Here is a 23,388-nt window from a genome sequence, read left to right as displayed (position 1 = left end):
CGGCCGTGACCGCAGCCCCCGACCCGGTGCCACCGGCGGATGCGAAGGTGTGGCACAGCGCGGTGGCCACGCTCGAAGACGGGCTCGGGATCTACCCGCTCCGCTCGATCGACGGCGTGCGCTACGAGGGCGCGAGCGTCGACAACACCGCCGTCGCCGCGACCTCTTCCACCGTGCTGCTGCGGATCACCCGCCACCGCCACGGCCGCCCCGAGGTGAGCGAAGTGGAAATGCCGCCCGCGTTCGCCCGCTACCTCGCCGCCCTGCTCGATTCCACCGCCCGCTACGTCCAGACCAGACCGGAAGGAACCCCGTAATGCGCGCGTCCAATGTGGTCAAACTCGCCCGCTTGCAAGGCGCATTCGACGCCGAATACCGGCAGGCGATCAACCCGGACGGCACCCGCAACCGCGTAGCCCTGCTTCGCCTGGCCGAACTCGCTGCCCGCATGGTCGCCGTCTACGAGGAAGAAGCCGCACTGGCCTGCCGAGCGGCCAACCAGGCGTATGACCTGGCCACCGGCAAGTAATCCGTCCTCCGGCATGTCCTGAGTCCTCGTGACGCTTGCCGCACGAGATCTCACGGCGTGCCAGTGGATACGCCGTATCCACTCCGACTCTGTGAAAGGAGGTGCCTCCGGTGTCCTCGCGTGCGCTCCTGCTCGATCTGTTCTGCAAAGCCGGCGGCGCGGCAAAGGGGTACCACGATGCCGGTTTCGACGTCATCGGCGTGGACATCGAACCCCAGCCGCACTACCCCTACGCGTTCTACCAGGCCGACGCACTCGACTTCCTCACCGCGCACGGCCACGACTTCGACGCGATCCACGCCTCGCCGCCATGCCAGGCATTCACCCTCGCCCAGCGCATCCAGAACCGCCGCCACCCCGATCTGGTCGGGCCGGTCCGTGCCGCGCTGACTGCTATCGGCCGCCCGTGGGTGATCGAGAACGTCGAAGGCGCACCGCTGCGCAACCCGATCACCCTGTGCGGGGCGATGTTCCCCGAACTCAACGTCTACCGGCATCGCCTGTTCGAAACCAGCTTCCCGGTCACCGCGCCGCCGGAACCTGTCCACCGTGAACCCCTTACCAAAATGGGCCGCCCGCCCCAGCCCGGCGAACGCATGCACGTCGTCGGCAACTTCTCCGGCGTCCGCCAAGCGCGCACCGCCATGGGCATCGGCTGGATGACCCGCAACGAGCTCGCCGAAGCCATCCCGCCCGCGTACACCCGCCACATCGGTACGCAGCTTCTCAACCGCCTCGCTGCCCCGATCCTGGCCGCGGCCTGACAACCAAGGAAGGAAAACCGATGCCCCGCAAGCGGTCCAAGAGATCCAAGAAGCCTGAGCAGATAGGAGTGAGCGTGTCCCAGATGAACTTCGATGAAGTCACCAAGGTCATGCGTCCGCTGATGAACGAGTACTTCGACCTCCACAAACGCGAAATGGCCAAGCGCGACGGTCAAGAGTGGTTCGTCCACGACGACCTCGCCGACCTCGCCGAAGAGATCGCCAAGTGGATGGACTACTTCGCGGTCGTGTTCCGCCGCAACGCCGGGCTGTTCCGCTCCGGCCGCAACTGACCTCGCCTCGCAACACCTCACCGGAAAGGAGGTGCCTGACGTGTTCCGCAAGTCCGCCTCGAAGAGCGAGGGCCGCCCGGTGTCGCGCCGGGTCCGCACCCTCACCGACCAACTGGCCGAAGCCCGCGACGTGCACCGCCTCGCCGCAGACCCGCTCCTCGGGGCGGTCGCCGCGGACCGCTTCCGCACCTCGATCACCCGCACCATGTGGTTCTTCCTCGCCGTAGGGCTCGGGTTCACCACCACCGGCGTCCACGACTTCCTCGCCGGACACCTGCCCACCACCGACCCGCTGTGGTGGGGCGCATGGCTGGCCGAACCCGCCCTCGCCGGCATCCTCGTCACCCTGCTCCGCTGGGAAGCCGCCATGCTCGCCGCCGGCATCCCCGTCACCGACAGGCCCGTCAAGCACCTGAAACGAGTCCTGCTCGCCGCCACGTTCGCCGCGAACGTCTGGGCCGCCTTCACCCCCGCCACCGGCGGGATCTCACAAGGCAGCGTGTTCTTCCACGTCGTCATCCCGCTCGTGGTCTACCTGCTCGCCGAAGTCATGCCGATCATCCAGCAACGCTGCATCCGCGCCCGCGACGACGCACTCTCCGCCTCGCCGCCCGCCGCCGCACCATCGGCACCGGAAACCGTTGCACCCCAACCTGTTCCCGCACCCGCTCCCGCACCGAACCCCATCGCACCGGCCAGTGGCAGCGTCCTCGGGAAACTCCCGGCGAGCATCCGCACCACCGTCACCGGCGTGACCGCCGACGTCCACGAGACCGGCCGGCCGGTCACCGCCGATGACCTCGCCGCCCGCGTCACCCTTCCCGGCGGGATGCTTACCGCGCTCGCGGACGAGCTGAACGCCACCGTGAACCACCACCCGGTCACCACCTGACCGGAACCGCTCAACGCACCGCGGTCGGGACCCCACCCGACCGCGGTGCGACGTCCCGGCCCCTGCGTGCACCCGCACGAAAGAGGCCAGCATGATCACCGAGCACGACGGGTCCTCACTGGCTACCCGCATCGCCCACCGCATGACCCCCGCCGTCATCCAAGCCGTGCGCGCCCGCGCCGAAGCCACCGGCGGATGCCTGCAACCGGTCCACCTCACCGGCTTCCGCACCGTCACCGACCGCGCCGGCCGCGTTCTCGACCACACCGCCGGCGTCGTCTACGCCCCGTGCGGCAACCGCCGCGAAAGCGTCTGCCCCGCCTGCTCCGACCGCTACGCCGCCGATGCCTTCCACCTCATCCGCGCCGGGATGACCGGCGGCAAAACCGTCCCCGAAACCGTCGCCGACAAACCCCGCCTGTTCCTCACCGTCACCGCCCCCAGCTTCGGCACCGTCCACAACCGACCCGCCACCCGCACCGGCCGCCGGCTTCCCTGCCGCTGCGGCGAATACCACCACGACGCGGACACCCGCCTGGGCACCGCGACCGATCCCGAGCACTACGACTACCAAGGTTCGGTGCTGTGGCAGGGGCACGCCGGGGAACTCTGGCACGCCTTCACCGTCCGTCTGCGCCGGGAAATCGCCGTCGCCGCCGGCATCCGCGCCAAAGACTTCGCCGACCACGCCCGACTCTCCTACGCCAAAGTCGCCGAATACCAGCGCCGCGGACTCGTCCACTTCCACGCCGTCATCCGCCTGGACGGCCCCGCCGGACCGGAAGACCCCGCGCCCGCGTGGGCCGACAACGCGCTCCTGGAGCACGCGACCCGGGCCGCGGTGGAGAACACCCGCGTCACCCGCACCCTCACGATCGACGGGAACACCGCGAAGCACGTGTTCACCTGGGGCCAGCAAGCCGACATCCGCCCCATCCGCCCCGCCCACGCCGCTGAGCCCGACGACGGCGAGATCACCGACCGGGCGCTCGCCGGCTACATCGCCAAGTACGCCACCAAAGGCACCTCCACCAGCGAGGTCCCCGACCGCCCCATCCGGTCCGAGAAAGCCATCGACGCGCTCGACGTCCACCCCCACCACCGGCGCATGATCACCACCGCGTGGGCGCTCGGAGCCAACACCGACCTCGCCTTCCTGCGGAAATGGGCGCACATGCTCGGTTTCCGCGGCCACTTCCTCACCAAATCGATCGCCTACTCGATCACCTTCACCGCCATCCGCGGCGACCGCCGCACCCACCAGCACCTCGCCACCCTCGAAGCCGCCGGCGCAGACGCCGGCACCGTGCTGGTGGTCAACCACTGGAAACACACCGGCAACGGCTACCGCCACCACGAAGACCGCGACATCGCCGCCGCCATCTACGAAGGAAAACGCCAACAACGCAAAGAAAAACTCGACAAGGAGGCACAACCATGAGCGCGAAGCTGATGACCATCGAAGACCTCTCCGAACACCTCGGAGTCCCCGTCAACACCCTCTACAAGTGGCGGACCAAGGGCTATGGCCCCACTGGCCGCCGCGTCGGCAAGTACGTCCGCTACCGCCCCGCCGACGTCGAAGCCTGGATCGAAGCACAGGGCCTCGCCTGATGGGCCGGCACCGACTTCCGCTCGGCACGGCCGGCGAGATCAAGGTCAGGAAGTCCGGTCGCGGGTGGATTGCTCGGTGCCAGTACCGCGACCACGACGGGGAGTACTACGACATCCGCCGGACCCGGCGCACGAAGGAAGACGCTCGCGATGCTGTCCGAGAAGCAGTGAAAAACCGGGTCAAGCGCACGCCGGGCGCTGAACTCACCGCGCACAGCCTGTTCCCTGAGGTGGCAACGGCGTGGCTTGCGGAGTACAGCAAGGACGCAGACGACGGCGTGTTCTCGCACACCTCGGTGGACAACCACTCCTACAACCTCAAGAATCACGTGCTTCCGGCGTTCGGCAAGCACGAGCTGATGGAGGTCACCACCCCTGTCATCAACCGGCTCCTGCAAGCGAAGCTCAAGGCGCACAGCCGAAGCCTGGCGCATCAGGTCCGCGCGGTGATCACCAACGTGATGACGTGGGCGGTCAATGAGGGGCTGATCGACACCAACCCGGTCCGGGAAGTTGCTCCGCTGCTAGAGCGCCGAGCGAAGACGAAGAAGGCGGCCCCGCGCGCCCTGACAGCCGAGGAGCTGTTCGACTTCCTCGCAAAGCTCGACGCAGACGAAGAGGCGGTCGCTGCGGACCTGCCGGATCTCGTCCGAGGCTTCCTCGCCACCGGGGAGCGAAGGGGCGAACTGCTCGGAGCCGACTGGCCGGACTTCGATGAAAAGGCAAAGGAAATCCGGGTCAGCGGCGGCCTCATCCAGGCCCGCGGCAAGGGAACTGTCAAGAACGACGGGAAGACCGACAATGCGAAACGGCCGATCGCACTGCCTGACTGGTGCGTGGCAATGCTGGTCGAGCGGCGGGAGAAGCTCGGAGTGCCGAACCCGACCGGGCCGATCTACCGAAACAGCCGAGGCGGGTACCTGAACTTCCAGAACCTGACCAACCGGCATTGGCTGCCGTTCCGCCGGCGGGCTGGATACGAGTGGGTCACGTTCAAGACGCTCCGAAAGACACTCGCGACCATCCTGGACGAAGCGGGTCTCACAGCGCGCCAGATCGCCGACATCCTCGGGCACGCGCACCCGTCGATGACGCAGGACGTCTACATGGGCCGAGGGCAGAAATCCCGCGCCGGCGCGGAAGCACTCGGGTCGATGGCCCTCGGGAAAACTGGCAATAAACCGGCAACCGGCTGACCTGCCTACTTCCCGGAAACCGGAAGCCAGACAGCAGAAAACCCCCTGTCACCAGGGGGTTTTCTGCTTTACTGTCTCGACCAGACAGTGCGCCCGAAGGGATTCGAACCCCTGACCTTCTGATCCGTAGTCAGATGCTCTATCCAGCTGAGCTACGGGCGCGTGTTCAGTTATTAACCTAGCACCTGCCGAAACAGGCACCAGCGGAGGCTCCGGGATTTGAACCCGGGAGGGGGGGTTACCCCCAACCGCATTAGCAGTGCGGCGCCATAGACCAGACTAGGCGAAGCCTCCTGGGTCCCAACGACCACTGCTCAGATAGGTTACACACCCCTCCAGTCCCTCCGGAAGGCACCCCCCTCAACGGTGCAGCACCCGGCGCAACCAGGGAGAACGGCCGCCGAGGCCTTCGGCTTCGAAGGTCGCGATGCCGACGCGCGGGAGGGATCCGACGCCTGGGTAGACGAGATACCGCGGGACCCACCGGGGCTGGAACTTGGCATTGAACCGGTAGAGGCTTTCGATCTGGATCCAGCGCGAGAAGAAGTGCAGGACTTTCGCCGAAAGCCGCGCGACCGGGCCCGCGCCGATGCGCTGGCCCTGTTCCATCAGGGCGCGGAAGGCGGCGAAGTTCAGCGACACGTGGTCGATGCCGTGTTCCCGGGAGTACAGCAGCAGCTCCGAGATCATCAGCTCGTTCACGCCGTTGTCGACGGTGCGGTCCCGGCGCATCACGTCCAGCGACAGGCCTCGCTCGCCCCACGGCACGAACTGCAGCACGCCTCGGACGCGACCGCCCTGTTCCGCGGTGACGATCACCGAACCGGGATCGCCCATGCGGCCCAGCGCCATCGAGAACCCGCGTTCGGTTTCGGTGCCGCGCCAGGTGGCGGCCAGGTGCACCAGCTCGGGCAGTTCGCCCGGACGCAGGTCCTCGGCCCGGCGCACCAGGACCTTGTAGCCGGCCCGCTTCGTCCGCGACGCCGCCTGCCGTACGCCGCGCATCACGCGGCCATCGAGGGTGAACGTCTTGGTGTCGACGACCGCCTCGTCGCCGATTTCCAGTACCTCCAGGCCGAACCGGGCCCACACCGTCGCGCCCAGCTCGGACGCACCCATCGCGGCGGGCACCCAGGCGTTGCGCTGGCAGATGTCCAGGTACTCCTCGATCGCGCCGGGCCAGGCCTCGTGATCGCCGAGCGGGTCGGCTGAGGTCAACGCGACGCCGGCGATCACGCGGAAGGTGACGGCCGCCTTGCCGGTCTTGGAGAAGACCGCGAACTTGTCGCGGCGCAGCGCGAAGTAGCCCAGCGAGTCTCGTTCCCCGTGCTGCTTCAGCAACTCGTGCAGCCGCGCGAGTTCGTCGTCGGACAGCTCCGGCGCGGGTTCGGCCGAGCGCAGCAGGAAGTACGCCGACACCAGCACACCGGTGATGCTGAAGATCAGCCCGATCGACGCGGACAGGTCCTCGAACCACATCTCGTGGAACACCGCGGGCCCGCTGACGCCGGTGAGCGCGAGCGCGGACTGGGACAGCCGGTCGGCGAAGCTCAGCGGGTCGAGCATCCGGGCGGGCGCGACCGACAGCAGCGCGAAGTTGAGCACGAACCCGGCCAGCACCAGTTGCAGCAACACCCGCAGCGCGCGCCAGCGGCCGACCGTCGGGTCCGGGCGGGCGATGAAGTACCGCCGGGTACCGATGAGTCCGGCCAGCAGCACCATCGACACCACCCCGGCACCGAAAACGTGCCGCAGCCCGAGATGCGACAACGCCAGCAGCGCGGCGAAGCCGACCGCCAGCTGCCAGGCGCGGCGTTTGCGGCGCCGGAGTCCGGCGGCGAGCATGATCAGCAACACACCGGTGACCAGCGCCACAGCGGCCGCCGCAGTGGTCGCTTCGCTCGGCAGTTCCAGCCATTTGGCCACGTGCCCGCGCACGTCGCGGCCCACTGGTACGACGGTGGACACGATGGCGACCAGGCCGGCCAGCCTGGTCACCCACGTGATCGCGACGACCGACGTGACGCCTGCCGCCTGCCAAGTGTGCTGCGCGCGCGTCCCCGTCACCACGCGTGCAACACGCACGGCCCTGCCATGCTTCCCCCCGTCGGCGCGTTCAATCCGCGGCGAGTTTCACAAAGGGAGCCAGCGCGGCCGGGTTGGCCAGCGCGTCCCTGCTCACCGCCCTCTCCGGCGCGACTCCGGAGAGAATCCGCTTCACTGGTACTTCGCACTTCTTACCGTTCAACGTACGGGGAATCTCGGAAACGACCAGGAACCGATCGGGTACGTGTCGTGGCGACAGCACGTTGCGAATCTCTCTCCGCAGGTCAGGCTCTACTTCTTCGAGCCTCGCACCAGCCGAGAGTACGAGAAAACACAGCAGCTGCCCGTCGTCGTTGCCCGCCGCCGACGTGTCGATGACCAGCGAGTCGGCGACCTCGGCGAACTCTTCCGCGACCCGGTAGAACTCGGCGGTGCCCATCCGGACGCCGCCGCGGTTGAGCGTCGAATCGCTGCGGCCGTAGACCACCGCCGAACCGCGGCGGGTGATCTTGACCCAGTCGCCGTGCCGCCAGATACCCGGGTACGTGTCGAAGTACGCCTCGCGCAGCCGGGAGCCGTCCGGGTCGTTCCAGAACGAGACCGGCATCGACGGCATCGGTTCGGTGATCACCAGCTCGCCGACCTCCTCGACCACCGGCTCGCCGTGGTCGTCGAACGCCGCCGCGGCCACACCGAGCGCGCGGCAGGACAGTTCGCCGAGCCACACCGGCACGTCCGGTGCGGCCGCGACGATCGCCGCACACAGGTCGGTGCCGCCGGAGACCGAGCAGATCTGCACGTCCCGGCCGATCGCGTCGGCGATCCAGCGGAAACCCTCGGAAGACAACGGCGAACCGGTCGAGCCGACCACGCGCAGCGCGCTGAGGTCGTAGCTTTCGGCCGGGGCGAGGCCTGCCTTGAGGCAGCTTTGGACGAAGGGGGCGGACGTGCCGAAGTAGGTGACGCGGTGCTGCTCCGCCAGATGCCACAGCGCGTTCAGGTCCGGATGGCCGGGACTGCCGTCGTACAGCACGATCGTGGTGCCGACGAGGAGCCCGGAGACGATAAGGTTCCACATCATCCAGCCGGTGGTGGTGAACCAGAAGAACCGGTCGCCCGGTTCGAGCCCGCTCTGCAGTCCCAGCGCCTTGAAGTGTTCGACGACGATGCCGCCGTGTCCCTGCACGATCCCCTTCGGGAGCCCGGTCGTGCCCGAGGAATACAGGATCCACAACGGATGCGCGAAGTCCACCGGCTCGTAGGCCAGCTCGCTGCCCGCGTGCTCGGCGAGCATCGCGTTCCAGTCGATGACGCCGTCCAGCGTCCCGTCTCCCAGGTATTTCACCAAAACGGTGGCTTCCAGCGACGGAATCTGTTCGCGCAGCCGCTGGACGGTGTCGCGGATGTCGAATTCCCGGCCGCCGTAAGCGTATCCGTTCACCGCGATGAGCACCTTCGGCTCGATCTGGGTGAACCGGTCGGCGATCGCGCGGATCCCGAAGTCCGGGGAACACGACGACCAGATCGCGCCGAGACTGGCGGCGGCGAGGAAAGCGATGAGCGTTTGCGGGCAGTTCGGCGCGAGCGCGACGACGCGATCTCCTTTGCCGACACCGAAAGCACGTAACGCGGCCCGTGCGGCGGCGACGTGCGCGCGGAGGTCGCCGTAGGTGAACTGCTCGGCAAGCCCGTCCTCGCGGTGGAAAATCACCGCGAGTTCGTCGTCGGCCTTCGTGGCGCCGCCGGTATCCGGGCTCAGCGAGTGTTCGGGGTAGTTGAGCGTGCCGCCGTCGAACCATTTCGCGTCCGGCATCGAGCCGGACAGGATCTCTCGCGGCTGCTCATGCCAGCGCACGCCGAAGAACTCCGCCACCGCGGTCCAGAACTCCGGAACTTGCTCGACCGAGTAGTGCCACAGGTCGTCGTAATCGGCGAGGTCGACGCCGCGCTGCTCGCGCAGCCATCGGCGGAAGGCCTCGATCTTCGAGTCAGCGACCCGGTTCGGGTCGGGTCGCCAGAGCACCTCGGGAACAGCGGCGTTCTCGGTCACTCGCCGATGCTAACCCCGGCGTGCGCGCAAAGTCCTTTTTCGACCGTGCCCACTCCGGACAGCAGCGCGCGGACGACGTCCAGGACGAACTCGCGGGTCAGTTCCTGGTGCCCGAACAGCGCGCGGAACACGACGGGGGCGGCGAACAGGTCCAGCAGCAGGTCGACGTCCTGGCCGGGCCGGAGGTCCCCGCGCTCCCGCGCCTTGCGCAGGGACCCGGCGCAGGCCTCCCGGCGCGGGGCCCAGAACGAGGTCAGGAAGTCTTCCCGCAGCTCCGGGTCGTCCGCCAGATCGACGGCCAGCGCGGGGAGGACGCGACCGAAAACCGGGTCCTCCAGGCCGGCCCGGAGGGCGTCGAGGTGGCCGGCGAGATCGCAGCAGGTGCACCCGGTGTCGATCTCCGCGACCCCGGTGCGCGCCTCCGCCAGCGCGGCGACCACCACGTGTTTCTGGCTTTTCCACCGGCGCCGGATGGCGGGTTTGGTGGTGCCCGCGCGCTGGGCGATGGCCTCCATGGTCAGCGCCGAATAGCCGGATTCCCGGACCAGCTCGCACACCGCGACCAGCACGGCGTGGTCGATCCGCTCGTCGCGTTGGCGCGCCATCAGTTCTCCCGCTATCCGTTGAGCAGCACGACCTTACCGAACGATTTCCCGTGCTCCACGTGCTGGAGGGCGGCCGCGGCCCCGGCGAGCGGGAACGTCTGGTCGCGCACGGCGGCAAGCTGACCGGCCACGACCAGCTCAAGGACGCGGTCCCACGACTTCCGGCGTTCTTCCGGCGACACCGAGGTCAGGCTGAACGCGAACAACGTCGGCGACTTGTGGAAATCGCGCATCAGCGGCCCGAACGCTTCCGGTTCCGGGACTCCCGCAGTTCCTCCACAAAGGACGTAGCGACCGTTGGGGCGCAACAGTTCCAGATGCTCTCGGACCTGCGGGCCAGCCGCGGTGTCGATGATGACGTCGTAGGTCTCCTCCGGACGCTCGCGAGTGCGGTCGATGGTTTTCGCGGCACCCAGAGCCAGAAGCCGTTCGCCGTACTCCGCCGAGGACGTCACTGCGGTGACCTCGGCACCGCGAGCGTGAGCGATCTGGGTCGCGAGCACGCCGATCCCGCCGCTCGCGCCGCGGACGAGCACCCGCTCGCCGGGGGCCACCGCGGCCCGATGCACCGCGCCCTCGGCGACCATCGCGTTCACGCCCAGGGCGACCACGTCGGCCGGATCGAGGTTTTCGGGGACGGAGTACAGCTGGTCCGCATCGGCGACGACCTGCTCGGCGTAGCCGCCGGAAAGGACCAGAGCCAGCACTCTCCGCCCGTCCCGTACCCGGCCGACGACCTCGACGCCAGGCACCGAAGTGGTGCCGTTCCGCAGATTCATGACGTCGAAGTAGCCCACGCCGATCGCCTCGGCCTCGACGACGGCTTGCCCTGGACCTGGGGCCGGGTCAGCTGTTTCAGCCAGGACGAGCCGCTGCCGGGGTTCGACCAGCACCGCTTTCACGGGTGATTCCTCTCAGTTAACATTCCGATCTGGATCGGAACGTTATTCGAGGGCGCAGCAGCCCGTCAAGGCTGCTGCCGAGGATCAGCGGAGGTGCGCGTTGAACCAGTCGAGGGTGCGCTGCCAAGCCTCTTCCGCCGCTCCGGGGTCGGCGTCGAAGCGGTGGTTGGCACCCGGATAGTGCACGACGTTCGTCGCGACTTTCGCCGACGCCGCGGCGTCGCGCAGCTGCTCCACCTCGGCCTCGCCCGCCTCGTCCCCGGCGTCGCCGTACATGCCGNCATGCCGAGCCACGGGCTGGTCACGCGACCGGCGATTTCCAGCAGCTTCGGCAGTTCCGCGACCGCCTGGCCGCCGACGCTCACCGCCGCGCCGAACTTGCGGTGCGAGGCGACTACCAGCGCCGCCGTGCCGCCGAGGTCGAAGCCGACGACGCCGCGCAGGTCCGCGTCGACGCCGCGGTCGGTGAGCCATTCGAGTGTGCGGTCGGTGGCGTCGAGCAGGTCGCGCTGGGTGAGCCGTTCGCCGGACTCGATGTGCGGCGTAACGGTGAGCCAGCCTTCGCCGGCAAGGCTTTTTACCAGCAGCAGGACGCCGTCGGTGACCCCGTTGCCCTCGTGCAGGACCACCAGGCCGCCGCGAAGCGCGCCGTCGGGTTCGGCGAAGGTGAGGCGCAGCATGCTGCCGTCGGTACGCTGGTGATCCACGGTGGTCGTCGACGTCATCGCCTCATGCAATCACCTCTGGGTGAACATTGGGAACCTTTCCGGATCCGCCGGGGCGAGATACGGTGACCCCGTCGTCCCGTGAAAACCGAGGAGTTCCGACGATGCCGTCCCTCGCCCCCCGCCCTGACCTCGATTCGTTGCCGAAGTACGTCCCTGGCCGGACGATCGAAGGGGCCGTCAAGCTCGCGAGCAATGAGGTGCCCGGCGGTCCGCTGCCGAGTGTCCAGGCGGCGATCACGGCTGCGGTAACCGGAGTCAACCGCTACCCGGACAACGGTTCCCAGGCTTTGCGCGAGCGGCTTTCGCGGCGGCTGGACGTCCCGGCCGAACGCCTCGCGATCGGCTGCGGTTCGGTTTCGCTGTGCCAGCAGATGATCCAGGCGCTGTGCGGTCCCGGCGACGAGGTGCTGTTCGGCTGGCGGTCGTTCGAGGCCTACCCGATCGTGGTCCAGGTGGCGCTCGCGACGGGCGTGAAGGTTCCGCTGACGCCGGAGCACGGGCTGGACCTTGACGCGATGCTGGCGCGGATCACCGACCGCACCAAGCTGGTGTTCGTCTGCAACCCCAACAACCCGACCGGCACCGTGCTGCACCGGGACGAGATCGAGCGGTTCCTCGAAGCGGTGCCGCCGCACGTGCTCGTGGTGCTGGACGAGGCGTACAAGGAATTCGTCACCGACCCCGAGGTGCCGGACGGCGTCGACTTCACGCGGACGCACAGCAATGTCGCGGTGCTGCGCACGTTCTCGAAAGCGTACGGGCTCGCCGGGCTGCGCGTCGGGTACGCAGTGGCGCCGGAGCCGATCGCGCAGGCACTGCAGCAGGTGTACGTGGCGTTCTCGGTGAGCAGCATCGCGCAGGTCGCCGCGATCGCGTCGCTCGACGCGGAGGACGAACTGCTGGCCCGATGCCGGGAAATCATCTCCGAACGCACCCGCGTGCGGGACGCGTTGCTGGAGATGGGCTACGAGATCCCGCCGTCCCAGGCGAACTTCGTGTGGTTCCCGCTCGGCGACGCCACCGCGGCCTTCGCCGAGCACATGCTGGACCGGAAGCTGATCGTGCGCCCGTTCCCCGGCGAGGGCGCGCGCGTGACGATCGGGACGCCGGAGGAGAACGACCTGATGCTGGCCGCGGCCAAGGAATTCCAGGCTATTTGAGCACCAGCTGCACGACCGCGGCGAGCCCGATCACGACGATCACGCCGCGCAACACGGTGGGCGGCAGCTTGCGGCCGATCTTGGCCCCGAGCTGCCCGCCGATCGTGGACCCGAGCGCGAGCAGCCCGATCACCGGCCAGCTCACCGGGGCGACGAACGCGTAAATCGTGCCCGCGACGATGTTCACGACCGCGGACAGCACGTTTTTGACGCCGTTGAGCCGCTGCAGCGGTTCGGACAGCAGCATTCCCATGACGGCCATCATCATCACGCCCTGCGCGGCGGTGAAGTAGCCGCCGTAGATGCCGATGACGAAAAGCAGCCCGAACAGCAACGGCCCGGCGTGATGCTCGCGCCCGTTGACCTCGCGGCGCTTCTGCACCCACTTCGACACCTTCGGCTGAACGATCACGAGCACGACGGCGAGCCCGACGAGCACCGGAACGATCTTCTCGAAGGCGTCCTTGGGCAGCGTCAGAAGGAGAATGGTGCCACCGATAGCCCCGAAGAACGAGGCGACCGCGAACCGCACCACCTGCGGCCAATAGCCGACCAGCTCATGCCGGTAGCCGTACGCACCGCTGATCGTCCCCGGCGCGAGCCCGACCGCGTTCGACGTCGTAGCGGTCACCGGCGGATAGCCCAGCGCGACGAGCACCGGAAAGGTCACGAGCGTCCCGGAACCGACGACGGTGTTGATGGTCCCGGCCCACATCCCGGCAATGAAGATGACGACGGCATGCCACCAGGTCATAAAGCACTCACCCGCTGACCCTAAGCAGGACCCTCGGCACCCGGCGACGCGATGTGTCCGGTCAGACACTCGAAGGCATCTCCCCGGGGCGCGGCGAAGCCTGGTGATGGACCCGGTGTCAGCTCACTGGCTGCCCGCCGTGCACACGCACCCGCTGCCCGCCGTGCACACACACCCGCCGCCCATCGCACACACACTGGCGGTCCATCGTGCACACACACCGGCTGCCCGCCGTGCACACACCCGCCGCCCCCGTGCACGCCCACTGGCTGCCCGCCGTGCACACGCACCCGCTGTCCGCCGTGCACACGCACCCGCCGCCCGCCGTGCACACACACCCGACCGCATCGCCCGCGAGCCGACACGTCCGCCAGTGCGCGCCCCGCTTCGGCTGCCGGGTCCGCGCTTCACCCGCGCCGTCCGTCCGCAACCGCTTCTCCGTCAGCACTCCTTCCGTCCAAGTTCCGCCTCAGCGGCTGGTCAGCACCTCATCGCTCGAAAACGCAAAACTCATTCCCCTCCGGATCCGCCATCACGTGCCACTCCCGGTCCTCGCCCCGCTCCGCCACCATCCGCGCCCCGGCGGCGCCCAGCTCGGCCGGATCTCCCCACACGTCCAGGTGCATCCGGTTCTTCACCGTCTTGCGCTCCGGCACCGGGTTCAGCCAGATCAACGGCCCCTCGCCGGCCGGGTCCACGATGGCGACCGGCCAGTCCGGCGGACTCTCTCCAGGCGGACTCCGGCGGACGTAACCGAGCGTCGAACACCACCAGTCGGCCTGTGCCTGGTGGTCGAGTGCGTCCAGTGCCAGATCCTTGAACTTCGCGGTCATGAACCCTCCCTTTCCCGCCGAAGATCGTGACACCCGCCACCGACAATTTCGCGCGTCTCGGGTCGCCAGCTGCCAGGATGGGCGGCGTGGCCCACGAATCCGACCAGGTCTGGAGCGCCACGGTCGACCATCTGCGCACGATGATCGACTCGGGCGAGCTCCCGCCGGGCTCGCGCCTGCCCGCGGAACGCGCGCTGTGCGAGCAGCTCGGCATCAGCCGCGGATCGTTGCGGCAGGCGTTGCGCGTGCTGGATTCGATCGGTTACGTCCAGATCCGCGCTGGCTCAGGGACCTATGTCCGCGAGCAGGGCACTGCGGAAAGCCCGCTGAGCAGCTGGTTTTCCGAACACGAGCAACTGGTGGAGAAGCTGTTCGACCTCCGCGCGACCGTCGAGCCGACGCTGGCCGAGCGGCTCGCGACGCAGCACACGCCGCGCGTCGTGCAGCGGCTCGCGGACAACGTCGCGGAGATGGAGGCGGCCGCGGCGGCTGGCGACATGTTGCGCGTCATCGCGACGGACGCCGAGTTCCATCGGGTGATCGCGGGCAACGCGGGCAACGACGACGTCGCTGACCTGCTCCGTTCGGTACTCGCCCTGGTGGGCGAGGAGCGCCGGGCCGCGTTGCGGCTGCCCGGGCAGATCCGCAAGGCCGTGGCCGAGCACCGCGCGATCCTCGACGCCATCAGCCGGTCGGACGCGGCCGCGGCCCGCGAGATCACGCTCAAACACCTGGTGGACGCGAAAACCTACGCCCACGACTACGCGTCTTCCTGAATCAGCACACGCAGACCTCGTTGCCTTCCGGATCTTGCAGTACGGCGAAACACCCGCTCTCGTCCTCGATCGTGCGCAAGTGCACGGCGCCGCGCGCGATCAGCCTGGCGGTCCCGGCTGGACGTGCGCACCGGTGCGCACGTCCAGGTGCAGCCGGTTCTTACCGTGTTCCGGCTCAGGCACGCGGTGGAACAGCAATCGCGGGCCGAGCCGCCGGGTCGGCTGCCGCGAACCCGCCTCCGCGCCGTCCCCGGCCGAGCGGGAGAACTCGGCCCAGCCCGCCGCCCCGGCAGACGGTTTCTCGACGGCGTATCCCAGTGCATCAGCCCACAAGGCCGCCAGCCGCTCCGGTTCCGCACAATCGATCGCGATCTGCAAGGCGCACGCGTACGGATGATGCCCCATCCAGCGATCAGCGCTACAGTCTTCACAAGTTTATGAAAACTCTGACATCAAGGGGGCTCGCCCGTGGAGAAAGTGCACTTCACCGAGGAGAAGGCGACCAACCTGGGCACGCTCTACGGCCGGGCGCTCGACGCTCGCCGCGAAGACCCGATCCTCGGTGACACCGCCGCCGACGAAGCGGTCAAAAAGATCGACTACGACTTCCGCAAGCTCGGCGTGAACGAGAACTCCGCCGTCTCCGTCGCAATCCGGGCGCGCGCGATCGACGAGATGGCCGCCAAGTGGCTCGCCGAGCACCCGGACGCGATCGTCGTGCACCTCGGCTGCGGGATGGACACCCGCGTGTACCGGCTCGACCCGCCGCCCTCGGTCGCTTGGTTCGACGTGGACTATCCCGAGGTCATCGACATCCGCGGCCGGATTTACCCGGAACGGCCCGGGTACACGGCGATCGGCTCGTCGGTCACCGATTTCGGCTGGCTCGACCAGGTGCCCGGCGACCGCGAGGCGCTGGTCGTGGCCGAGGGGCTCACCATGTACCTCACCGCGGAGTCCGGGACCGAACTGGTCCGCAGGCTCGTCGGCAAGTTCCGGTCCGGCCGGGTCGTGGCCGATTTCTTCAGTTCGCTCGGCGTCAGGGCGCAGGTGGTCAACCCGGTGGTCCGCCGTTCGGGCGCGACTTTGCACTGGGGCATCGACGATCCGCACGAACTGGAGCGCTACGGCCTCCGCCTGGTGTCCTGTTTGGACGCGACCGACTGGGCGAACGACGAAACCCTCGCGAAGATCCCGACCGCTTCCCGGCTGGCCTTGCGCGCGTCGGCGCTGTTCCCGATGATCCGCAAGATGGGCCGGATCGCCGAGTGGGATTTCTGAATCCCTGACCGGCCCGGCGCAACACCGCACCCGCACGCGGTTACCGGGTTTCCAGCACCCGCGCCACGAACCGGCTGATCTTCTCGTTCATCCGCTCGACGGCTTCCTCCTGGGAGATCGTCTCCTTCGGCTGCGGCACCGCGGGCCGGAGTTCGCCGCGCAGGTACGCGCTGCACGCCAGGTCGGAGCACAAATACGTGCCGACCGTGTTGCCGTCGCGACCGGCTTTTCCGGCGAGCCGCGCGGTGAACAGCGTGATGTCGGCCAGCGGATGCGTCGTGGTGCAGAACGCGCAGATGTTGCTGCGCAGCCGGGATTTCGGCGGCGGCGCGGCGCGCAGCGACAGGCCGATCAGCTCGTCGCCGTGCGACACGACGAGGTACGCCCGGCCGGGTGCCTTCACGTCGCGCCAGCCGAGGAAGTCGCGCTTCTCCCACGGGACTTCCGCCGGCAGCGTGACGGACTTGGCTTCACCACGAGAACAGTTGATGAACGAGGCGCGGATCTCGGCGGGGTCGAGCGGTTGCATACCGCCACGCTAACCATCGCCGCACCGCGACGGCGACGGCTTTTTCGCTCCCGGACCCGTCACCCCATACGATCTGCGGGTGCGCAAGGTGATCGCGGGGAGGTTCCGGCTGGTTCTGCGCACCAGTCTGGGCTTCGCCGCGCTCGGCGTCGGGTCGAGTGTCGCTGGTGCGGGCGTCGTCGCGTTGCTGCTGCTCCTGCAAGGTTTGCCGGAGGACGTCGACGACCGCGGCTGGGTGCTCGGCGTCACCGCGGCCGGAGTGGTCGCGCTCGCCCTGATCGTCGGCACGCTGTGGACCGCCTACCTGCAGCGCCGCACCGTGGTGTGGTTCACGATCGGCCGCCCGCCGACCGCGGACGAGGCGAAACGCGCGCTGCGGCTCCCGTTCGACATGGCTGTGGTGAGCGGCACCCTCTGGCTGATCGGCTCGCTCGCGCTGGGCATTCTGGCCGGCGCTCTCGGTTCGCTCAGCGACGCGGCGGGCATCGCGCTCACCATCGGGCTCGGCGGGCTGACCACGGTCGGCCTCACCTACTTGGCCGCGGAATGGGTCGCGCGGCCGGTGATGACGATGGCGCTCGACGTGCTGCCGCCGCGCGGCGCGCTGCCGGTCACCGTGCTGACCCGGCTGGTCGTCACCTGGGTGCTGGCGAGCGGCGTGCCGCTGATCGGTGTGCTGCTGGTGACCACGCCTCCTGATCTCGGCCGCAACGGGAACCCGACGGCGAGCCTGATCGTGCTTTCCGTGACCGGCCTGACGACCGGCGCGATCGGCACCGCGCTCCTGTCCCGAGCCGTCGCCGCGCCGCTGCACCGGCTGCGGATCGCGCTGGACGGAATCGCGCGCGGACGCACGGATGTGCGCGTCGACGTGGACGATTCGAGCGAGATCGGGATGGTGCAGACGTCGGTCAACGACCTCGTCGCCGGTCTGCGCGAACAGGACCGGATGCGCGACCTTTTCGGCAGGCACGTCGGGGCCGATGTCGCCCGGCACGCGCTCGAATACGGTGCTTCGCTTTCCGGCGACGTCCGCGAGGTCACCGCACTCTTCGTGGACGTCGTGGACTCGACCGCGCTCGCGTCGCGCACTCCGCCGCAGGAACTGGTCGAGAAACTGAACCGGTTTTTCGCGAGCGTGGTGTCCGCAGTGGACGCTCGGGGCGGGCTGGTCAACAAGTTCCAGGGCGACGCCGCGCTGTGCGTTTTCGGCGCGCCTACGCGGCTGTCCGACGGCCCGACGATGGCGCTCGCCGCGGCCCGCGCGATCCGCGACGCGGTGCTGTCGGAAGGCGAGCTCGACCTGGGGATCGGCGTCGCGACCGGACAGGTGTTCGCCGGACAGCTCGGTGCGTCGAGCCGCCTGGAATACACGGTGATCGGCGACGCGGTGAACGAGGCCGCGCGGCTCACCGAACACGCGAAAGCGGTTCCGTCGCGGGTGCTCGCCAGCGAAACGACGGTGAAAGCCGCGCTGGGCGGCGAACGGGAACACTGGCGGCTGCACGGCGAACTCCACCTCCGCGGCCGCCACCGCGAGACCCGGACCTGGACGACCTAGCGCTCGTCAGCGGCAATCCCGGTTCTCCCCGCGATCGCCACTCACGAGATCTCCCGCCCCTCGTTCATCGCCTCCGTGATCCGGGCCAGAAAGTCCCGCACCACAGCGCTTTCCGCCGCGCTGAGCGTGCGCGACACCGCGTCCAGCTTCTCGATCGGCGGCCGCCACACCGCCGCCGCGATCTCCCGCGCGGAATCGGTGACCGTGACCGCCACCCGCCGCCGGTCGGTGTCGCTGCGGACGCGTGCCAGGTAACCGGCCTCTTCCATCCGGTCCACCAGTGTGGTCGCCGACGGACCGCTGATCCCGAGGCGGCGGCCCAATTCCACCGGTCCCATCGGCCCGTGGTGGTTGAGGATCGCGATCGCGGTGAGGTCGTTCGCGTTCATCTCGACGCTCTTCGCCATGCGCGCCATCAGGTCGCGGCTGGCCTCGATGACCCCACGCACCGCGAAGGTCGTCTCGTCCACGTTCGCGAGCACTGCCTGGTTCTCGTCCACACGACCCCCTTGTCAGTAGGTAAGCTAATAGCTAGATTAGCTACGTACCTGAGCAACGGCAAGGAGGAGCACCATGACCCGGCGCAGTCTTCTCGTCTCCGGAGCCAGCATCGCCGGTCCCGCGCTCGCTTCCCGGCTCGCGCGCTCCGGCTGGGACGTCACCATCGTCGAACGGTTCGATCATCTGCGCGAGGAGGGCCAGAACGTCGACATCCGCGGTGTCGGCCGCCAGGTGCTGCGCAAAATGGGGCTCGAAGAGGCGGTCCGCGCGGCGCACACCGGCGAGGTCGGCACGCGGTTCGTGGACGGACACGGCCGGGTGGTCGCCGAGTTCCGCGCCGGCGAGGGCGATTCCGGCGGCGGGACGGCCGAGATCGAAATCCTGCGCGGCCAGCTGTCGAGACTGCTGTACGAGCAGTCAGCCGACGAGACGACGTACCGATTCGGCGACCAGATCCAGGCGCTGCACGACGACGGCACCGGCGTGGACGTCGGCTTCCAGAGCGGCCGGACCCAGCGCTTCGACGCCGTGGTCATCGCCGAAGGCCTGCGCTCCCGCACCCGCGCGATGCTGATGCCGGACGCGCGTCCGCACGAACTCGGCCTCTACACCGCACACCTCGCGATCCCGCGCAGCACCGCCGATAACGCTTGGTGGCGCACGATGTTCTGCGGCCGCGGCCGGATGTTGTTCCTGCGTCCGGACAACATCGGCACGACGCGCGCCGGGCTGTTCTTCCTGTCCGACGTACGCGGACTGGACCGGCTCACCCCCGAAGACACCGTGTCCGTGCTGCGCAAGACGTACGCCGACGTCGGCTGGGAAGGACCGCGCGTGCTGGCCGAGATGGACAACGGCTCGCTGTATCTGGAGGACGTCGGCCAGGCGAAACTGCCGACGTGGCACCAAGGCCGGGTCGCGTTGCTCGGCGACGCCGCCTACTGCGCTTCACCGATCAGCGGCATGGGCACGACGCTCGCCCTCACCGGGGCGTACATCCTTGCCGGAGAGCTCATGGCGAACGAAGACCCACGGACGGCGTTCGGTCAGTACGAACACCGGATGCGGCCGCTGGTCACCGAGGCGCAGCGGCTTTTCCCCGGCGCGCCGCAGGTGACGATGCCGCGGTCGCAGGCACATCGGATCGCGATCCACGCCGCGCTGCGAATGGCGAGCACGCCGTTGGCGCGGCGGTTGGCCAAGGCCGCGGGGAAGGTGGGGAAGACGCGGTCGGAGGCGATCGCGCTGCCGGAGTACGCGTAGCTCGTGCGTGGCGATCCCGGCTCTAACCGCGATCGCCACTCACGACAGTTCAGGCCAGGTCAGCACCGTCGACCCCCAGGTCAGCCCGGCCCCGAACGCGGTAAGCAGCACCCGGTGGCCCGGCGTCAGCGTCCCGTCGGCGACCGCGTCCGCGAGCGCCAGCGGGATCGACGCCGCGCTGGTGTTGCCCACCCGATCGATGTTCGACACCACCGCGTCCGCCGGCATGCCGAGCTGTTTCGCGGTCGCCTGAAGGATGCGGATGTTCGCCTGGTGCCCGACGAACCGGTCGATGTCGCCGACCATCCAGCCGGCTTCTTCCAGCACCGCGCGCGAGGATTCCGCCATCCGCGCGCACGCCTGCCGGAACACGGCCGTGCCCTGCATGACCATGAACCGGTCCTTCGGGTTCTCCGGCACCCGCTGCGCCGCACCGCCCGCCTCGACCCACAGCAGCTTGGCCAGTTCTCCCTCGCTGTGCAGGTCGAACGGGCCGAGCGCGCCGCGTTCGCCGGGCTCCCCCGCGCGCAGCAGCACCGCTCCGCCGCCGTCGCCGAAGATCGGCACCGTGGTGCGGTCGTCCGGGTCGACCAGCGAGGTGAAGACGTCCGCGCCGATCACCAGCACCCGCTCGGCCATCCCGCCGGCGATGAATCCGGCGGCGGTCGCGAGCGCGTAGATGAAGCCGCTGCACACCGCGTTGACGTCGAAGGCCAGCACCGTGCCGAGGCCGAGCCGGGCCGCCACCTGCGGCGCGGTGGCCGGGCACAGCTGGTCGGCGGTGGAGGTGGCGAGCACGACGGCGTCCGCGTGCCCGTCCGGCCCGAGCGCCGCCCGTCCCGCCTCCTCTGCGAGGTCCACTGTGGACTGGCCGGGCGCGACGCGGCGGCGCTCCCTGATTCCGGTGCGGGTGCGGATCCACTCGTCGCTCGTGTCCAGCCGGGCCGCGATCTCGTGGTTCGTCACCACGCGCTCGGGCAGCGCGCCGCCGATCCCGGCGACGACGGCGGCACGGTGGCGCGACCGGACAGCGCTCATGGCGGAACCTCCCAGACCGGCTTGTTGGCGGACGTCGCCGGTTGCCTCCCCTTGTATGGCCTACCCCTGGGTAAACCGGTCAGTTGTGTTCCACGTCACTAAGAGACCTCTTCCACATTCGCTCGATAGGAGGTATTGCGATCCGCGCCTCGGCGGCGTGGTAAACCCGGCGCTTTTTGTCGGTCCGCCCGGTTAGCCTGAAGCGTGCGCACTCCCGACCTGGACCAGCTTGACCTCGCCATCCTCTCCTGCCTGCAGACCGACGCCCGCACGATCGCCGAGGTCATCGGGTCCAAAGTCGGTCTGTCCGCCGCGGCCGTGCAACGGCGGATCAAGCGGCTGCGCGAAGCCGGAGTGATCGAGAAAGAGGTCGCGGTGCTGTCCCCGGCCGCGCTCGGGCTGGACATGACGTTCGTCGTCATGGTCGAGATGGAGCGCGAGAGCATGGCGGTGCTCGACGGCTTCCGCGCCCAGGTCCTCGCCGACGACTGCGTGCAGCAGTGCTACTACGTCACCGGCACCGCCGACTTCGTCCTCGTGGTCACCTGCCCGGACATGGCGGCGTTCGAGAATTTCGCGCGGCGGATGTTCTTCGACAACCCCCACGTCCGGCATTTCACCACGAGCGTGGCGATGGACCGGGTCAAAGTGGGCCTCACGCTGCCGCTTTCCTGACCTGCGCGGAACCGCGAGGGTTCTGTGTCCGGCGTTACGCGCATCTGGTCCGATGCAACCGATCGCGTGAACGTCGGCGGAACCACGTCATGTGCTCCCGGGCCGATCATCTCCCTGCCGACCAGTTCGCGAGGCGCGAACGACCGGAGGACTCCAGGAGCAGCCGTGCACACCACCGACGCCGTACACCAGACCCAGTTCGTACTGCTGAACGAGAGCACTACGCCGGTGCTGTCCCGCCTCTCCTTCCACGCGGCGGAGCCCTACGCGGTGACCGTGGCGTTCCGGACCGAACGCGGCCGGTGGATCGAGTGGACCTTCGCCCGCGACCTGCTCGTGACCGGGCTGGACGAGCCGACCGGGATCGGCGACGTGCGGATCCGGCCGGACCTGTCCGAGGACGAGGCCTTGCTGACGCTGGAAATCGAGTCGCCCGACGGCTACGCGTCGTTCGAGCTGGAGCGCGCCGACCTCGAGGCGTTCCTCGAATCCTCCTACGAACTGGTGCCGCTCGGAGCCGAGAGCGAGCACTTCGACATCGACGGGCTGATCGAGGAGATCAGCAACGTGTGACCTAGACCTGCCGATCCCGCGGCAATGCGGGCAAGGGCGGTTCGAGTGCGCTGGAGGCACTCGAACCGCCCTTGTCGCAGGTGACCCAGAACGCCGAGCTCCGGGAAAGCGAACCCCGGCTGACGCATAATCCTGGTGATCTTGGGCATCAACCCGATGCCCGCGAACCGCGCGAGCGGTCACCCTAGGAGAGACCCCGGATGTCCACCAAGCTCACCCGAGCGACCGTCGGAGCAGCAGTCTTCGCGAGCGCCTTCGCCCTCGCGGCCTGCGGTTCCCCGGCCAATTCCGCCGCACCGGCGGCTTCCTCGCCCGCCGCGGCTTCCAGTGCTCCGGCGAGCACCGCCAAGGAGAAGCAGCCTGACGCGCCGACGCCGCGCTGCACCACCGACGACCTCTCGGTGTCGCTGGGCACGGCGAAACCGGCTGGCAGCCAGCTAGAGCTGCCGCTGACGTTCAAGAACACTTCGTCGCACACCTGCGACCTCCACGGAACCCCCGGTGTCGACCTGCACGGGCCGGACCACCCCGTCTACGGACCGGTGGATTCGCTGCTGCGGCGGGAGACCGGCCCGGCGCACAACGTCCTGGCTCCGGGGCGCACCGCGACCGCGAAGATCACCGTGCTCCCGTCCGATCCGAACCCGCCCGCGGAGTCTCCGGCCTGGACCGCGGAAAGCCTCGCCACCATCCCGCCGGGCCAGACCAAGGCGTTGAAGGCCGCGTGGCCGTCGAACATCGCGATCACTCGCCAGGACGGCGCGACGCACCCGGGCACCTGGGTCGACGGGATCACCGCCGACCCGTCCTGACGCGGAAAGGAGT

The 23,388-nt window shown here is 68.9% G+C and carries 27 protein-coding genes, 2 tRNA genes and 1 pseudogene; 16 read left to right on the top strand and 14 right to left on the bottom strand.

The window, feature by feature from the left end; all coding sequences use genetic code 11:
- Positions 1-5: 5 nt before the first annotated feature.
- From A4R44_RS22040 to A4R44_RS22005, 8 genes are all read left to right on the top strand, one after another.
- A complete protein-coding gene (locus tag A4R44_RS22040; protein WP_202507981.1) occupies positions 6-317 on the top strand; it encodes a hypothetical protein in 312 nt (103 codons plus the stop codon).
- Positions 317-529: a hypothetical protein gene (locus A4R44_RS22035; protein WP_067583784.1), complete on the top strand. Its 213-nt coding sequence runs from the start codon at positions 317-319 to the stop codon at positions 527-529. Before A4R44_RS22040 ends, A4R44_RS22035 begins: the two co-directional genes overlap by 1 nt.
- Positions 530-639: 110 nt before the next feature.
- Positions 640-1,293: a DNA methylase gene (locus A4R44_RS22030; protein WP_232791711.1), complete on the top strand. Its 654-nt coding sequence runs from the start codon at positions 640-642 to the stop codon at positions 1,291-1,293.
- An 83-nt stretch (positions 1,294-1,376) separates the two neighbouring features.
- Positions 1,377-1,586 (top strand): hypothetical protein, encoded by a 210-nt coding sequence (locus tag A4R44_RS22025; protein ID WP_067583778.1) that lies wholly within the window; start codon positions 1,377-1,379, stop codon positions 1,584-1,586.
- A gap of 31 nt (positions 1,587-1,617) precedes the next feature.
- Positions 1,618-2,478 carry a hypothetical protein gene (locus A4R44_RS48150; RefSeq protein ID WP_157904956.1) on the top strand — a complete coding sequence of 287 codons (861 nt, stop codon included), beginning with the start codon at positions 1,618-1,620 and terminating at the stop codon, positions 2,476-2,478.
- A gap of 91 nt (positions 2,479-2,569) precedes the next feature.
- Positions 2,570-3,919, top strand: coding sequence for a replication initiator (locus A4R44_RS22015; RefSeq protein ID WP_067583772.1), 1,350 nt, complete (start codon positions 2,570-2,572; stop codon positions 3,917-3,919).
- The gene (locus A4R44_RS22010; RefSeq protein ID WP_067583769.1) at positions 3,916-4,092 is read left to right on the top strand and encodes an AlpA family transcriptional regulator; all 177 of its coding nucleotides are present in this window, start codon (positions 3,916-3,918) and stop codon (positions 4,090-4,092) included. Before A4R44_RS22015 ends, A4R44_RS22010 begins: the two co-directional genes overlap by 4 nt.
- Positions 4,092-5,288, top strand: coding sequence for a site-specific integrase (locus tag A4R44_RS22005; RefSeq protein WP_067583767.1), 1,197 nt, complete (start codon positions 4,092-4,094; stop codon positions 5,286-5,288). Before A4R44_RS22010 ends, A4R44_RS22005 begins: the two co-directional genes overlap by 1 nt.
- 88 nt (positions 5,289-5,376) lie before the next feature.
- On the opposite strand, the gene A4R44_RS22000 is transcribed toward A4R44_RS22005, so the two are convergent.
- From A4R44_RS22000 to A4R44_RS21970, 7 genes and pseudogenes are all read right to left on the bottom strand, one after another.
- Positions 5,377-5,450: transfer RNA gene (locus A4R44_RS22000), tRNA-Arg, on the bottom strand.
- Positions 5,451-5,492: 42 nt separating this feature from the next.
- Positions 5,493-5,582: transfer RNA gene (locus A4R44_RS21995), tRNA-Ser, on the bottom strand.
- 66 nt (positions 5,583-5,648) lie between these two features.
- On the bottom strand, positions 5,649-7,358 hold the full coding sequence (locus tag A4R44_RS21990; protein ID WP_067583764.1) for a phosphatidylglycerol lysyltransferase domain-containing protein: 1,710 nt from the start codon (positions 7,356-7,358) through the stop codon (positions 5,649-5,651).
- Positions 7,359-7,404: 46 nt separating this feature from the next.
- The gene (locus A4R44_RS21985) at positions 7,405-9,384 is read right to left on the bottom strand and encodes an acetoacetate--CoA ligase (protein WP_067583762.1); all 1,980 of its coding nucleotides are present in this window, start codon (positions 9,382-9,384) and stop codon (positions 7,405-7,407) included.
- On the bottom strand, positions 9,381-9,989 hold the full coding sequence (locus A4R44_RS21980) for a TetR/AcrR family transcriptional regulator (RefSeq protein WP_067583760.1): 609 nt from the start codon (positions 9,987-9,989) through the stop codon (positions 9,381-9,383). Before A4R44_RS21980 ends, A4R44_RS21985 begins: the two co-directional genes overlap by 4 nt.
- Positions 9,990-10,000: 11 nt before the next feature.
- On the bottom strand, positions 10,001-10,891 hold the full coding sequence (locus A4R44_RS21975) for a zinc-binding dehydrogenase (protein ID WP_067583758.1): 891 nt from the start codon (positions 10,889-10,891) through the stop codon (positions 10,001-10,003).
- An 84-nt stretch (positions 10,892-10,975) separates the two neighbouring features.
- Positions 10,976-11,616, bottom strand: a pseudogene (locus A4R44_RS21970) (dienelactone hydrolase family protein).
- Positions 11,617-11,720: 104 nt separating this feature from the next.
- On the opposite strand from A4R44_RS21970, the gene hisC reads away from it, so the two are divergent.
- A complete protein-coding gene (hisC, locus tag A4R44_RS21965) occupies positions 11,721-12,779 on the top strand; it encodes a histidinol-phosphate transaminase (protein WP_067583755.1) in 1,059 nt (352 codons plus the stop codon).
- Here hisC and A4R44_RS21960 read toward each other — a convergent pair.
- Both A4R44_RS21960 and A4R44_RS21955 read right to left on the bottom strand, forming a co-directional pair.
- Complete coding sequence (locus A4R44_RS21960; protein WP_067583752.1) at positions 12,772-13,533, bottom strand: sulfite exporter TauE/SafE family protein; 762 nt, start codon at positions 13,531-13,533, stop codon at positions 12,772-12,774. The two genes, hisC and A4R44_RS21960, sit on opposite strands and share 8 nt — an antisense overlap.
- Positions 13,534-14,021: 488 nt before the next feature.
- Positions 14,022-14,366, bottom strand: coding sequence for a VOC family protein (locus A4R44_RS21955; RefSeq protein ID WP_067583750.1), 345 nt, complete (start codon positions 14,364-14,366; stop codon positions 14,022-14,024).
- Positions 14,367-14,443: 77 nt separating this feature from the next.
- On the opposite strand from A4R44_RS21955, the gene A4R44_RS21950 reads away from it, so the two are divergent.
- Positions 14,444-15,142: a FadR/GntR family transcriptional regulator gene (locus tag A4R44_RS21950; RefSeq protein WP_067583747.1), complete on the top strand. Its 699-nt coding sequence runs from the start codon at positions 14,444-14,446 to the stop codon at positions 15,140-15,142.
- A 1-nt stretch (position 15,143) separates the two neighbouring features.
- Here A4R44_RS21950 and A4R44_RS51775 read toward each other — a convergent pair whose 3' ends face one another.
- Positions 15,144-15,227, bottom strand: a complete 84-nt coding sequence (locus A4R44_RS51775; protein ID WP_255366171.1) for a hypothetical protein — start codon at positions 15,225-15,227, stop codon at positions 15,144-15,146.
- 14 nt (positions 15,228-15,241) lie between these two features.
- Positions 15,242-15,547 (bottom strand): VOC family protein, encoded by a 306-nt coding sequence (locus A4R44_RS21945; RefSeq protein ID WP_255366167.1) that lies wholly within the window; start codon positions 15,545-15,547, stop codon positions 15,242-15,244.
- 63 nt (positions 15,548-15,610) lie between these two features.
- Between A4R44_RS21945 and A4R44_RS21940 the strand changes: the two genes are divergently transcribed.
- Complete coding sequence (locus A4R44_RS21940) at positions 15,611-16,423, top strand: class I SAM-dependent methyltransferase (RefSeq protein ID WP_067583744.1); 813 nt, start codon at positions 15,611-15,613, stop codon at positions 16,421-16,423.
- A gap of 40 nt (positions 16,424-16,463) precedes the next feature.
- Here the strand turns inward: A4R44_RS21940 and A4R44_RS21935 are convergent, their stop codons facing one another.
- A complete protein-coding gene (locus A4R44_RS21935; RefSeq protein ID WP_067583741.1) occupies positions 16,464-16,952 on the bottom strand; it encodes an FBP domain-containing protein in 489 nt (162 codons plus the stop codon).
- Positions 16,953-17,031: 79 nt separating this feature from the next.
- On the opposite strand from A4R44_RS21935, the gene A4R44_RS21930 reads away from it, so the two are divergent.
- Positions 17,032-18,513: an adenylate/guanylate cyclase domain-containing protein gene (locus A4R44_RS21930; RefSeq protein WP_067583739.1), complete on the top strand. Its 1,482-nt coding sequence runs from the start codon at positions 17,032-17,034 to the stop codon at positions 18,511-18,513.
- A 41-nt stretch (positions 18,514-18,554) separates the two neighbouring features.
- Here A4R44_RS21930 and A4R44_RS21925 read toward each other — a convergent pair whose 3' ends face one another.
- Positions 18,555-19,013 carry a MarR family winged helix-turn-helix transcriptional regulator gene (locus A4R44_RS21925; protein ID WP_067583737.1) on the bottom strand — a complete coding sequence of 153 codons (459 nt, stop codon included), beginning with the start codon at positions 19,011-19,013 and terminating at the stop codon, positions 18,555-18,557.
- Between the two features lie 73 nt (positions 19,014-19,086).
- On the opposite strand from A4R44_RS21925, the gene A4R44_RS21920 reads away from it, so the two are divergent.
- Entirely contained in the window at positions 19,087-20,277 is a 1,191-nt protein-coding gene (locus tag A4R44_RS21920; RefSeq protein ID WP_067583734.1) for an FAD-dependent monooxygenase, read from the top strand.
- A 39-nt stretch (positions 20,278-20,316) separates the two neighbouring features.
- Here the strand turns inward: A4R44_RS21920 and A4R44_RS21915 are convergent, their stop codons facing one another.
- On the bottom strand, positions 20,317-21,315 hold the full coding sequence (locus A4R44_RS21915) for a beta-ketoacyl-ACP synthase III (protein ID WP_067583731.1): 999 nt from the start codon (positions 21,313-21,315) through the stop codon (positions 20,317-20,319).
- Positions 21,316-21,519: 204 nt separating this feature from the next.
- Here A4R44_RS21915 and A4R44_RS21910 point away from each other — a divergent pair, with 204 nt between their 5' ends.
- From A4R44_RS21910 to A4R44_RS21900, 3 genes are all read left to right on the top strand, one after another.
- Positions 21,520-21,990 carry an Lrp/AsnC family transcriptional regulator gene (locus A4R44_RS21910; RefSeq protein ID WP_067583728.1) on the top strand — a complete coding sequence of 157 codons (471 nt, stop codon included), beginning with the start codon at positions 21,520-21,522 and terminating at the stop codon, positions 21,988-21,990.
- 165 nt (positions 21,991-22,155) lie between these two features.
- Positions 22,156-22,563 (top strand): SsgA family sporulation/cell division regulator, encoded by a 408-nt coding sequence (locus A4R44_RS21905; protein WP_067583726.1) that lies wholly within the window; start codon positions 22,156-22,158, stop codon positions 22,561-22,563.
- 200 nt (positions 22,564-22,763) lie between these two features.
- Positions 22,764-23,375, top strand: a complete 612-nt coding sequence (locus A4R44_RS21900; protein ID WP_067583723.1) for a DUF4232 domain-containing protein — start codon at positions 22,764-22,766, stop codon at positions 23,373-23,375.
- Positions 23,376-23,388: the final 13 nt, after the last annotated feature.

The organism is Amycolatopsis sp. M39 (genome assembly GCF_001651785.1).
Lineage (GTDB): Bacteria > Actinomycetota > Actinomycetes > Mycobacteriales > Pseudonocardiaceae > Amycolatopsis > Amycolatopsis rubida.
This window is presented reverse-complemented; position numbering and strand designations above follow the sequence as displayed.